Annotated in this window: 12 protein-coding genes; 6 read left to right on the forward strand and 6 right to left on the reverse strand. The window is 66.6% G+C overall.

From position 1 onward, the window contains the following. The 6 genes from KGM94_RS25305 to KGM94_RS19175 form a co-directional block, all read right to left on the reverse strand. Positions 1 to 289 (reverse strand): DUF433 domain-containing protein (locus KGM94_RS25305; protein ID WP_366526255.1); only part of this gene is annotated, 289 nt, incomplete at its 3' end. Then, on the reverse strand, positions 183 to 524 hold the full coding sequence (locus KGM94_RS19155) for a HigA family addiction module antitoxin (protein ID WP_366526256.1): 342 nt from the start codon (positions 522 to 524) through the stop codon (positions 183 to 185). The genes KGM94_RS25305 and KGM94_RS19155, both read right to left, overlap by 107 nt. After that, the gene (locus KGM94_RS19160) at positions 490 to 633 is read right to left on the reverse strand and encodes a type II toxin-antitoxin system RelE/ParE family toxin (RefSeq protein ID WP_300262902.1); all 144 of its coding nucleotides are present in this window, start codon (positions 631 to 633) and stop codon (positions 490 to 492) included. The genes KGM94_RS19155 and KGM94_RS19160 overlap by 35 nt, the downstream gene beginning before the upstream one ends. A 16-nt stretch (positions 634 to 649) precedes the next feature. Beyond that, complete coding sequence (locus tag KGM94_RS19165; protein ID WP_300262929.1) at positions 650 to 1,141, reverse strand: hypothetical protein; 492 nt, start codon at positions 1,139 to 1,141, stop codon at positions 650 to 652. A gap of 166 nt (positions 1,142 to 1,307) precedes the next feature. Next, positions 1,308 to 1,760, reverse strand: a complete 453-nt coding sequence (locus KGM94_RS19170) for a DNA polymerase III subunit chi (RefSeq protein WP_300262905.1) — start codon at positions 1,758 to 1,760, stop codon at positions 1,308 to 1,310. Further along, complete coding sequence (locus KGM94_RS19175; protein ID WP_300262908.1) at positions 1,757 to 3,262, reverse strand: leucyl aminopeptidase; 1,506 nt, start codon at positions 3,260 to 3,262, stop codon at positions 1,757 to 1,759. The genes KGM94_RS19170 and KGM94_RS19175 overlap by 4 nt, the downstream gene beginning before the upstream one ends. A 330-nt stretch (positions 3,263 to 3,592) precedes the next feature. Here KGM94_RS19175 and lptF point away from each other — a divergent pair, with 330 nt between their 5' ends. The 6 genes from lptF to rsmA all read left to right on the forward strand — a co-directional run. Continuing rightward, positions 3,593 to 4,762 carry an LPS export ABC transporter permease LptF gene (gene lptF / locus KGM94_RS19180; RefSeq protein ID WP_300262911.1) on the forward strand — a complete coding sequence of 390 codons (1,170 nt, stop codon included), beginning with the start codon at positions 3,593 to 3,595 and terminating at the stop codon, positions 4,760 to 4,762. Continuing rightward, positions 4,759 to 5,856, forward strand: a complete 1,098-nt coding sequence (lptG, locus tag KGM94_RS19185; protein ID WP_300262914.1) for an LPS export ABC transporter permease LptG — start codon at positions 4,759 to 4,761, stop codon at positions 5,854 to 5,856. Before lptF ends, lptG begins: the two co-directional genes overlap by 4 nt. Beyond that, positions 5,856 to 8,348 carry an LPS-assembly protein LptD gene (locus KGM94_RS19190; protein WP_300262917.1) on the forward strand — a complete coding sequence of 831 codons (2,493 nt, stop codon included), beginning with the start codon at positions 5,856 to 5,858 and terminating at the stop codon, positions 8,346 to 8,348. The genes lptG and KGM94_RS19190 overlap by 1 nt, the downstream gene beginning before the upstream one ends. Positions 8,349 to 8,411: 63 nt before the next feature. Further along, on the forward strand, positions 8,412 to 9,341 hold the full coding sequence (locus KGM94_RS19195) for a SurA N-terminal domain-containing protein (RefSeq protein WP_300262920.1): 930 nt from the start codon (positions 8,412 to 8,414) through the stop codon (positions 9,339 to 9,341). A 13-nt stretch (positions 9,342 to 9,354) separates the two neighbouring features. Continuing rightward, a complete protein-coding gene (gene pdxA, locus KGM94_RS19200) occupies positions 9,355 to 10,368 on the forward strand; it encodes a 4-hydroxythreonine-4-phosphate dehydrogenase PdxA (RefSeq protein WP_300262923.1) in 1,014 nt (337 codons plus the stop codon). Further along, positions 10,368 to 11,135, forward strand: a 768-nt coding sequence (gene rsmA, locus KGM94_RS19205) for a 16S rRNA (adenine(1518)-N(6)/adenine(1519)-N(6))-dimethyltransferase RsmA (RefSeq protein WP_300262926.1), incomplete at its 3' end; no start/stop codon positions are given. The genes pdxA and rsmA, both read left to right, overlap by 1 nt.

The raw sequence follows: 11,135 nt of genomic DNA on the forward strand, positions 1-11,135 counted from the left end.
GAAAATCATCGATCGATTCACCTGCTTCAAGATAATCGAGCAGGGTTTGCACGGGGACTCTGGTTCCATGGAACACAGCGGTGCCGCCCATGATGTCAAAGGTGCAGGAAACAACTGGCTGCTTCATGGAGGCGGAGCCTTCTCTCGTGCAGGAGCTACGCCGCCCAATCTGGCGCAACACGTCATGCCACTTCCAGCGTTGGGATCGCCTTGATCCTCTCTCCGAGTTCTTGCTCAGCGCGCTGCAGATCATATCGCTTCTGCAAATTGAGCCACAGGTCTGGGCCATTTCCGCACAGCTTCCCGAGCCGCAACGCCATCGTCGGTGTCACCGGCTGCCTTTCTTCAAGAATGTCATAGAGCGTCTGACGCGATACGCCGAGCAGCTTCGGCCGACCAAACGCCGGCAAAATCTCTTCGCGCAGCAGTTCGCCGGGATGCATGGGCGGCAAGCCGCGCTTCGGGAACCCCTTCGCCATCGAACCGTCCTCAATGATAATCTTGCAGATCGACGTCGACGGCATCGCCTTCCATCCAGTCGAAAGTGATCCGCCAGTTTCCACTTGCACTGACTGCGTAGCGACCTTTGTCGCGGCCGACGAGCGCGTGGAAGCGAAAGCCGGGCAAGTTCATCTTGCCGCAAGCGCGCTTACGCCGTCGGCTTCTTCTTCGGCTTCGGCTTGGCCTGCTTCGGCGTCGGCGCCGGCTCGGGCGCGCCTTCGACCGAGGAGAGACGGCCGCCCGTGAAGGTGTAGATGCCGGCGCGCGGGCCGCTCGTCCAGGTGATCACGGCAATACGATCGCCGCGCGCATTGTTGGATAGACTGACGTTGCCGGGCGCGCCGATGCCGCGCACGACGTCGCATTCGGTGTGACCGAGCGCGACCGAACCGCCCGACGGCGCAGGTGCCGTCGACGCGTTCGCATCGGCCGGCGCGCCCGATGGCGCCATGCCGGGACAACTGCCGTCGGCGGCGACGAGATCCTCCGCCGTCACCGGCCGGTCCGGCGTCAGCGGCGGCGCGTCGATCGAGATGTTCCGGATGAAGAGACGGCCCGGACGCGAGAACCACTCGGCGTCCTTCGACAGCAGGTCCGTGCCGCCCGCGCAGCCCGCGACCAGCGGCGCAACTGCCGACAACGCCAAGATCAGCGTGGATGGAAGCCTCAGACGTCCCACGACGAACTCAAATCCCCGTCTTAGAATCCAGACCTAAACGATTGTCCCAACATCACTTTGCGGCACGACCGTGGCCGGACACCAGCATGGTCGCAAAAGTGCAAATTATCATTAATGGCGGCAGAGGCTAATCCCGGCGCTGCCACCGGCCGCGCTCGTCGGCCTGCCAGTAGGTGACCTCAAATCCGCGCGCCTTGCAATCCGTCCAGATGCTGCGCGCCGCGGTCAGCGCGTCCGGATCGTCGCCGTTGAACAGAAGCACCATGCGCTCATAGCCCTGCGCGTCCTGCGGCAGCGCGGCATTGTCGATCAGGAAGCGAACGTTGGCGGCGTTGGGATTGTCCTCCTCGATCGCCAGCACGATCGGATGATCGGCGGCATCGCCGGCGCGCCATGTCGCGTGAGGCAGGAAGGAGTCGTCGCGATAGGTCCACAAATGCGCGTCGAGCGCATCCGCCCGTTCCGGCGAGGCCGACTGTACGACGACGCGCCAGCCGCGCTCCAGCGACTTCTCGAGCAGCGGCGGCAGGACGTTCTCCACCGACATGTCCTGCAGGTGGTAAAACAGAACCTCGGTCATTTGCTCTCGTAGTGGTCGGCGACCAGGCGATCGAGCAGGCGGACGCCATAGCCCGAGCCCCAGCTCTGGTTGATGTCGGATTTCGGCGCGCCCATCGCCGTGCCGGCGATGTCCAGATGCGCCCACGGCGTGTGGTCGACGAAGCGCTGCAGGAACTGCGCCGCGGTGATCGAGCCGCCATGGCGGCCGCCGGTGTTCTTCATGTCGGCGAACTGGGAATCGATCAGCTTGTCGTATTCGGGGCCGAGCGGCAGGCGCCAGACCTTCTCGCCGGTCTCGAACCCGGCCGTCGACAGCCGCTCCGCGAGTTCGTCATTGTTGGAGAACATGCCGGCATGCTCGGTGCCGAGCGCGACCATGATCGCGCCGGTCAGGGTGGCCAGATCGACCATGAATCTCGGCTTGATCTTCCTGGCCACGTACCAGAGCACGTCGGCGAGCACCAGGCGTCCTTCGGCGTCGGTGTTGATGATCTCGATGGTCTGTCCCGACATCGAGGTGACGATGTCGCCCGGGCGCTGCGCGTTGCCGTCGGGCATGTTCTCGACCAGCCCGATGGCGCCGACCGCGTTGACGCGCGCCTTGCGGGCGGCGAGCGCATGCATCAGGCCGACCACGCAGGCCGCCCCGCCCATGTCGCCCTTCATGTCCTCCATGCTGCCGGCCGGCTTGATGGAGATGCCGCCGGTGTCGAAGCAGACGCCCTTGCCGACGAAGGCAACCGGCGCCTCGCCGCGCCTGCCGCCGTTCCAGCGCATGATCACGGTGCGGCTCGGCCGTGCCGAGCCCTGTCCGACACCGAGCAGCGCCCCCATGCCGAGCTTCTGCATCGCCTTGACGTCGAGCACCTCGACGTTGACCCCGAGCTGGCGGAGCTGGACGGCACGTTTGGCGAACGCCTCCGGATAGAGGACGTTCGGCGGCTCGTTGACGAGGTCGCGCGCCATGATGACGCCGTCGACGACGTGGGCGGCCGGCGCAAACGCCTTCTTCGCCGCAGGCACATCGGCCACCGCCAGCGAGACATCGGCGCGGAGCGCACCGCCCTCCTCGCCCTCCTTCTTCCGGGTCTTGTAGCGGTCGAACTTGTAGGCGCGCAGCCGCAGGCCCGAGGCGAGCGCGACCACCTGGTCGTCGGTCATGGCACCGCCCGGAAGCTCGGCCATGATCGTCATGGCGCCGTTGCCGGGCGTGAGCTTGCCGGACGCCACGCCGCCGAATTTGAGGAAATCGTTCATCTTCAGCGCCGCCGTTTCTTTGCCGGTGCCGATCACGATCAGGCGGGCCGCCTTCAGCCCCTCGGGCGCCAGGATGTCGAGCGCCGCGCCGCTCTTGCCCTTGAACTGGCTCGCCGCCGCCGCCCGCTTCACGAGATCGGCCGCCTGCCCCAGCACCTTGGCGGTCGCCGGACCGAACTTCAGAGCCTCGTCGCAAAACGCCACCAGAATGCCACGGGGCGCGGCGGAAAACGGAACGAAGCCGACCTTGACGGCATCGGACATGGGTTAACTCCTCCAGAAATCGAGACTTTTTGCCGTCGCGGGCAGCCGCCGGGCCGCCGTCCTGAACCGCGATTCACTGATCCTGCCACACTATGGCCCGTTCGTGCCTGCCATGCCAAGCACAGCACGTGGCCCGAAGGCCACAGAAAGGGAAATATTAACCGTATCCCGAGGGCGCCACGGGGCGGCCATTTTGTTGATGGATCAAAGGGATGGTAGTGAGAGATGATGAGGTCTTCCGGCCCTCGGGGATCCCTTTGGGATTGGGACGGAAAGCCTTGGTTCCAGACCTCCGGGTCAGGGGCGCTCGTTGGGGATCGTGCGGGAGCGATGGGGTCGATCGATAGGTATATATTCCGCACGACGCTGGCGTCGTTTGCGCTGGTCCTGATCAGCCTGACCGGCGTGATCTGGATTACGCAGGCGTTGCGCGGCATCGACCTGATGACGAGCCAGGGTCAGACCATCCTCACCTTCCTCGGCATCACCGGCCTGGTCATTCCGGCGCTGATCCTGATCATCTCGCCGATCGCGCTGATGATCGCGATCTCGCACACCCTGAACAAGCTCGCGACCGACTCCGAAATCATCGTGATGAACGCCGCCGGCTTCTCGCCGTTCCGGCTGTTCTATCCGTTCTTCTACGCCACCTGCGTGGTGGCGCTGCTGGTCGCCTTCATCGCCGCCTATCTCGCGCCCGACGGCATGCGGCGCATCAAGCAGTGGGACGCCGAGATCACCGCCGACGTGCTCACCAACATCCTGCAGCCGGGCCGCTTCGCCCAGCTCGACCAGAACCTCACGATCCGGATCCGCGAACGCCAGCCCGGCGGCGTGATGGCCGGCATCTTCATCGACGACCGCCGCGATCCGAAGGAGCGCATCTCGATCGTCGCCGAGCAGGGCACCGTGGTGAACAGCGGCAACGGCTCGTTCCTGGTGCTCGAGGACGGCAATTTGCAGCGCTTCGAGGCGGGCAAGCGCGACCCCGCCCTGGTCGCGTTCGGCCGTTACGCCTTCGACATGTCGAAATTCTCCAACCAGGGCCACGACGTCACGCTCGGCATCCGCGAGCGCTATCTCTGGGAGCTGATCGCGCCGCCCGAGGACGACGCGGTCTACAAGGCCGTCCCCGGCCAGTTCCGCGCCGAACTGCATGACCGCATCATGGCGCCGATCTATCCGTTCGCGTTCGCGGCGCTGACGTTCGCGTTCCTGGGAGCGCCGCGCACCACGCGCCAGAGCCGCAACTTCTCGATCGGCGGCTCGATCCTCGCGGTGTTCGGCCTGCGCATGGCCGGCTTCGCCTGCTCGGTGATGGCCGTGAAATCGCCGGCCGCGGCGGCGATCCAGTATGCGATGCTGGCGACCGCGATCGGCGCCGGCCTCTGGATGATCCTTTCCGGCGTGGTGGTCGAGCCGCCGCCGGCGCTGCTCGAGACCATCAACAGGAACAACGCGCGCATCGCGCGCCTGTTCGGTCGGCCGGCCGCCGCATGAGCATGCTCACCAACACGCTCGGGCGCTACTTCGCCAGCCGCTTCGTGATCTCGGCGCTCGGCGTGTTCGCGAGCATCTTCGTGCTGCTCGTGCTGGTCGACTACATCGAGATGGTGCGCAAGACCTCCGGGCTCGCCTCCGCCTCCGCGATCACCGTCGCCGAGACCTCGCTGTTCCGCGTGCCGCAGCTCCTGGAGAAGCTGACGCCGTTCTGCATGCTGATCGGCGCCATGACCTGCTATCTCGCACTGTCGCGCCGGCTCGAGCTGGTGGTGGCGCGCGCCGCCGGCATCTCGGCCTGGCAGTTCGTCTCGCCTGCGCTCGGCAGCGCGCTCCTGATCGGGATCGTCGCCACGGTCGCCTACAATCCGATGTCGGCCAACCTGCGCGAGCTCTCCAAGCGCATGGAGGCGGAGCTGTTCGGCTCGGCGCCGGGCGGCGGCATCTCGGACGCCTCCGGCTTCTGGCTCAACCAGGTCACCGATGACGGCCAGGTCATCATCAACGCGGCGCGCAGCGAGAAGCAGGGCGTCCGGCTGACCGGGCTGACCCTGTTCCGGTTCGACCGGGATCTGCATTTCAGGGAACGGATCGAGGCGCGCGAGGCGATGCTCGAGGACGGCCACTGGCTGTTCAGGAACGTCCGCCGCTTTGCGCTGGACTCCCCGCCGGTCGACCAGCAGCAGCTCGCGATTCCGACCGCCCTGACCGAGGCGCAGGTTCGCAACAGCTTTTCCACACCGGAGACTGTGTCCTTTTGGCAACTACCGAGCTACATCCGCTCCTCCGAAAGCTCGGGCTTTGCCACGGCCGGTTACCGGCTGCAGTACCACAAGCTTCTGGCGCAGCCGTTTTTGCTTGCAGCCATGGTCATGCTTGCGGCCTCTGTGTCTCTGCGCTTCTTCCGATTCGGCGGCGTGCAGAAGATGGTTTTGAGTGGCGTGGGTGCAGGGTTTCTGCTCTACGTTCTGTCGAAAGTAACCGAGGACTTGAGCAAGGCTGAGTTGATGCATCCGATCGCTGCGGCGTGGCTGCCCGTGTTGGTGGGCGGCCTCACCGGCTTTTTGGCCTTGCTCTATCAGGAGGACGGATAGTGACCACCGTCCGCCGAGGGCTCGTGTCTGCGCTGGCGCGCCGCACCACCGTGCGGACGAACGGATGTCGTTTGCCCGTCCGCAGCGTCGTGACCGCCTTCCTCGTTGCGCTCGCGCTGGCCGGACTGGGCGATCTGGCCGCGGTCACGCCGGCCGCAGCCCAGGGCTTCGTCTACAATCCGCCGCCGCCCCGTCCGAAGCCGCCGCGCACCGCAAACGACGGGCAGATGCTCGTGCAGGCGGTCGAGGTCGACTACGACTACAACAATTCGCGCGTGTCGGCGGTCGGCAACGTGCAGATGTTCTACAACGGCACCAGCGTCGAGGCCGACAAGGTCATCTACGACCAGAAGACCAAGCGGCTGCATGCCGAGGGCAACATCCGCATGACGGATGCCGACGGCAAGATCACCTATGCCGAGATCATGGATCTGTCCGACGACTACCGCGACGGCTTCGTCGATTCGCTGCGGGTCGATACCGCCGACCAGACGCGGATGGCGGCCACGCGTGCCGACCGCACCAGCGGCAACTACACGGTGTTCGAGAACGGCGTCTACACCGCCTGCGCACCCTGCCGGGACGATCCCAAGAAGCCGCCGCTCTGGCAGGTGAAGGGCGCGCGCATCATCCACGACCAGCAGGAGAAGATGCTGTATTTCGAGGCCGCCCAGCTCGAATTCTTCGGCGTGCCGCTGGCCTACATGCCCTTCTTCTCGACGCCCGACCCGACCGTGAAGCGCAAGACCGGCTTCCTGATGCCGGGCTTCACCTCGGCCTCGACCTTCGGCTACGGCGTCGAGGTGCCGTTCTACTGGGCGATCGCGCCGGACTACGACCTGACGCTCAACCCGCGCATCACCAGCCGCCAGGGCGTGCTGTTCCAGGCCGAGTTTCGCCAGCGCCTGATGAACGGCGCCTACCAGATCCGCGCCTACGGCATCGACCAGCTCGACCCCGGCGCGTTCGCGGGCCTGCCGGGCGACCGCCAGTTCCGCGGCGGCATCGACACCAAGGGCCAGTTCGCGCTGAACGACAAATGGGTCTGGGGCTGGGACGGCGTGGTGCTGTCCGACTACTACTTCATGTCGGACTATCGCCTCGCGCAGTATCGCGATCCGCTCTCCTCCTTCCTGCTGCTGCCGACCGAAGCGCTGTCGCAGCTCTACCTGACCGGGGTGGGCAACCGCAGCTTCTTCGACGCGCGCACGATGTACTATCTGAGCTTCTCGGGTAACCAGAGCCAGGTGCCGGTGATCTGGCCGGTGATCGACTACTCGAACGTGCTCAACTATCCGGTGTTCGGCGGCGAGTTCAGCTACAAGACCAACTTCGTGAACCTGTCGCGCGACAGCGCCGTGTTCGATCCGATCACGACGCTCGCCAACACCAACAGCCTGTGCGTGACCGCGTCGGCCGATCCGCTCGCGCGCATGCCCTCGCAATGCGTGCTGCGCGGCTTCCCCGGCACCTACACGCGCCTGACGGCGGAAGCGCAGTGGCGCAAGTCGTTCACCGATCCGTTCGGCGAGATCTGGACGCCGTTCGCGATCATGCGTGCGGATGCGATCAAGTCCTCGGTCTCGAACCAGCCGGGCGTGTCGAACTTCCTGCCCGTCGGCGACACCCAGACCGTCCGGCTGATGCCGACGGTGGGCCTCGAGTACCGCTATCCCTTCATCAACGTCCAGCCCTGGGGCACGACCACGATCGAGCCGATCGCGCAGGTCATCATCCGGCCGAACGAGACCTATGCCGGCAGGCTTCCCAACGAGGACGCGCAGAGCATGGTGTTCGACGCGTCCAACCTGTTCAGCGTCGACAAATTCTCCGGCTACGACCGCGTCGAGGGCGGCGGACGCGCCAATGTCGGCATGCAGGCCACGACGCAGTTCGACCGCGGCGGCGCCATCAACGCGCTGTTCGGACAGTCCTACCAGCTGTTCGGCATGAACTCCTTCGCGGTGCAGGACGCCACCAACACCGGCCTCGGCTCCGGTCTCGACAAGCCGCGATCCGACTACGTGGCGCGCGTGAACTACTCGCCGAACCGGACCTATACGTTCAGCGTGCGCGCGCGGCTCGACGAGCAGACCTGGAACGTCCAGCGCTTCGAGGCCGAAGGCCGCGCCAATTTCGACCGCTGGTCGGTCAGCGCGATCTACGGCAATTACGCGCCGCAGCCGGAACTCGGCTACCTCACGCGCCGCGAGGGCATCCTCGCCACGGGCTCGCTGAAGGTGGCCGCCAACTGGGTGGTGACGGGCTCGGCGCGCTGGGATCTCGAGGCCAACAAGATCAACCAGTACGTGGTGGGCGCGGGCTATGTCGACGATTGCTTCGTGCTGGCGGCGAACTACGTGACCTCCTATAACTACGTCGCAGGCACCGCCCCGCCGACGCTGAGCCACGCGTTCATGTTCCAGCTCGGCCTGCGGACCATCGCGACCTCCTCGGGATCGAGCGCAGCCTCGAGCGGCTTCATCCAGTGAACCGTTTGACGCTGCGGGGGCCTCTCCCGATCGCAACTTCAACCCACCCTGGCTGACACGACCATGACGACCCCATCGCGAGCCTACCGCCCCCTGCTCCTCGCCTTCTGCGCCGGATTGCTGCTGCTCGCCGGTCCCTCCGCGGCGCGGGCGCAGAGCATCGTCGTCATGGTCAATGGCGAGCCGATCACCGATTTCGACATCGAGCAGCGCACCAAGCTCGACGTGCTGTCCTCGCACAAGACGCCGACCCGGCAGGAGGTCATCAACGAGCTGATCGACGAAAAAGTGAAGCTCAAGGAGGGCAAGAAGTTCGGCATCGATCCAAGCGCCTCCGACATCGATCAATCCTATGGCGGAATGGCCTCGCGGATGCGCATCAGCCCGGACCAGCTGACGAAGTCGCTCGAGGTCAAGGGAATCCGGCCGGAGACGCTGAAGAGCCGCATGAAGGCGGAGATGGTCTGGACCAGTCTCGTGCGCGGGCGCTACAAGGAGCGCCTGCAGGTCGGCGAGCGGGACGTCGCGGCCGCGGTGCAGGCGCAGACCGGCGAGATGCAGGTCGAGGGCATCGAGTACAAGATGCAGCCGATCGTGCTGGTGGTGCCGCGCGGCTCGCCGCAGGCGCTCGTCGAAGCGCGGCACAAGGAAGCCGAGACCTACCGCCAGCGCATAGCAAGCTGCGAGGAGGCCAACTCGCTGTTCCGATCGACGGCGAATGCCACGATCCGCGACAGCGTGACGAAGACGACCGCCGAACTGCCGGAAGCGCTTCGCAAGATCCTGGATGACACGCCGGTTGGCCACCTCACGCCGCCCGAGCTCACCAAGCAGGGCATCGAGATGGTCGCGCTGTGCTCCCGCAAGCCGACCATGATCGACACGCCCAAGAAGCGCGAGATGCGCGAGAAGATGTACGCCGAGAAATACGAGAAGACCTCGAAGGCCTATCTTCAGGAAGTCCGCAAGGCGGCGATGATCGAATACCGCTGATGGCAACACCTTGATGGCAACACCTGGCGCAGCAAGGCCCCTCGCGCTGACATTGGGCGAGCCCGCCGGCATCGGCCCCGACATCGCGATCGCCGCCTGGGTGCGGCGCTGCGAGCTCGGTCTGCCGCCCTTCTACCTGCTCGGCGACGCCGGCCTGATCGCGCGGCGCGCGCGCGCGCTCGGCGCCGACATCGAGATCGCCGACGTCGGCTGCGACGAGGCGGCTGCCGCCTTCGCCGAGGCGCTTCCCGTGGTCGCGACGGGCACGACGGCGACGGCCGAGCCCGGCCGGCCCGACGACTCGAGCGCTCCCGCCGCGCTGTCCTCGATCCGCCGGGCGGTCGCCGACGTCGTCGCGGGCCGCGCGGCCGCCGTGGTGACGAACCCGATCGCCAAGAGCGTGCTCTATCGTGCCGGCTTCCGCCATCCCGGCCACACCGAATTCCTGGCGGAGCTCGCCGCGGCCGGCGGACGCGTGCCGCAGCCGGTGATGATGCTGTGGTCTCCCACGCTGGCGGTGGTGCCGGTGACGATCCATCTCTCGCTGCGCGAGGCGCTGGCGCAGCTGTCGACCGAGCTGATCGTCTCCACCGTGCGCATCGTCGCGGCGGGGCTGAAGTCCCATTTCGGCATCGGTCGGCCGCGCATCGCGATCTCCGGCCTCAACCCGCATGCCGGCGAGGACGGCTCGCTCGGCGACGAGGAACGGACGATCGTGACGCCGGCGATCGAGCTCTTGCGCCGCGAAGGCATCGAGGCGAGCGGCCCGCGGCCGGCCGATACCATGTTCCACGACGCCGCGCGAAAGACCTACGACTGCGCGGTCTGCATGTATCACGACCAGGCGCTGATCCCGATCAAGACGCTGGCCTTCGACGACGCCGTCAACGTGACGCTCGGCCTGCCCTTCATCCGCACCTCTCCTGACCACGGCACCGCCTTCGACATCGCCGGCACCGGCCGGGCAAACCCTGCGAGCCTGATCGCGGCCCTGCGGCTCGCGAGCCGCATGGCGACCCAACCCTGATGGGCGCGATCGACGACCTCCCGCCACTGCGCGAGGTCATTCGCCGGCACGCGCTGTCGGCGCGCAAATCGCTCGGCCAGAACTTCCTGCTCGATCTCAATCTGACGGCGCGGATCGCGCGCGCCGCCGCGCCGCTGGACGACGCCACCATCATCGAGATCGGCCCCGGCCCGGGCGGGCTGACCCGCGCGCTGCTCGCGCTCGGCGCCGCGCGCGTGATCGCGATCGAGCACGACGAGCGCGCCATTCCCGCCCTGCAGGATATTTCGGCGCGCTATCCCGGACGACTGGAGATCATTCATGGCGACGCCATGACCTTCGACCCACGGCCGCTGCTCGGCGGCGCGAGAGCGAAGATCGTCGCCAACCTGCCCTACAACATCGCCACCGCGCTCCTGATCGGCTGGCTCTCGGTCGAGCCCTGGCCGCCCTGGTGGGAGATCATGGTCCTGATGTTCCAGCGCGAGGTGGCCGAGCGCATCGTGGCGCGCGAGAACGAGGAGGCCTATGGCCGGCTCGGCGTGCTCGCCAACTGGCGCGCCGAGACCAAGATCCTGTTCGACATCTCGCCCGCGGCCTTCGTGCCGCCGCCGAAGGTGACCTCCTCGGTGGTGCGGCTGGTACCGCGCGCCGTGATAGACCCCTGCGACCGCCGGCTGCTCGAGCAGGTCTCGGCCGCAGCCTTCGGCCAGCGCCGCAAGATGCTACGCCAGAGCCTGAAGTCGCTGCAGGCCGACCCGGCGCGGCTTGCGGCCGCAGCCGGCGTC

The sequence above is a fragment of the Bradyrhizobium sp. genome, from assembly GCF_028868675.1.
GTDB lineage: Bacteria > Pseudomonadota > Alphaproteobacteria > Rhizobiales > Xanthobacteraceae > Bradyrhizobium.

Coding starts and splice junctions, on each gene's coding strand:
- lptF (WP_300262911.1), top strand. CDS start 3,593: ATGGGGTCGATCGATAGGTATATATTCCGCACGACGCTGGCGTCGTTT.
- KGM94_RS19195 (WP_300262920.1), top strand. CDS start 8,412: ATGACGACCCCATCGCGAGCCTACCGCCCCCTGCTCCTCGCCTTCTGC.
- lptG (WP_300262914.1), top strand. CDS start 4,759: ATGAGCATGCTCACCAACACGCTCGGGCGCTACTTCGCCAGCCGCTTC.
- KGM94_RS19160 (WP_300262902.1), bottom strand. CDS start 633: ATGAACTTGCCCGGCTTTCGCTTCCACGCGCTCGTCGGCCGCGACAAA.
- pdxA (WP_300262923.1), top strand. CDS start 9,355: ATGGCAACACCTGGCGCAGCAAGGCCCCTCGCGCTGACATTGGGCGAG.
- KGM94_RS19170 (WP_300262905.1), bottom strand. CDS start 1,760: ATGACCGAGGTTCTGTTTTACCACCTGCAGGACATGTCGGTGGAGAAC.
- KGM94_RS19155 (WP_366526256.1), bottom strand. CDS start 524: ATGCCGTCGACGTCGATCTGCAAGATTATCATTGAGGACGGTTCGATG.
- KGM94_RS19175 (WP_300262908.1), bottom strand. CDS start 3,262: ATGTCCGATGCCGTCAAGGTCGGCTTCGTTCCGTTTTCCGCCGCGCCC.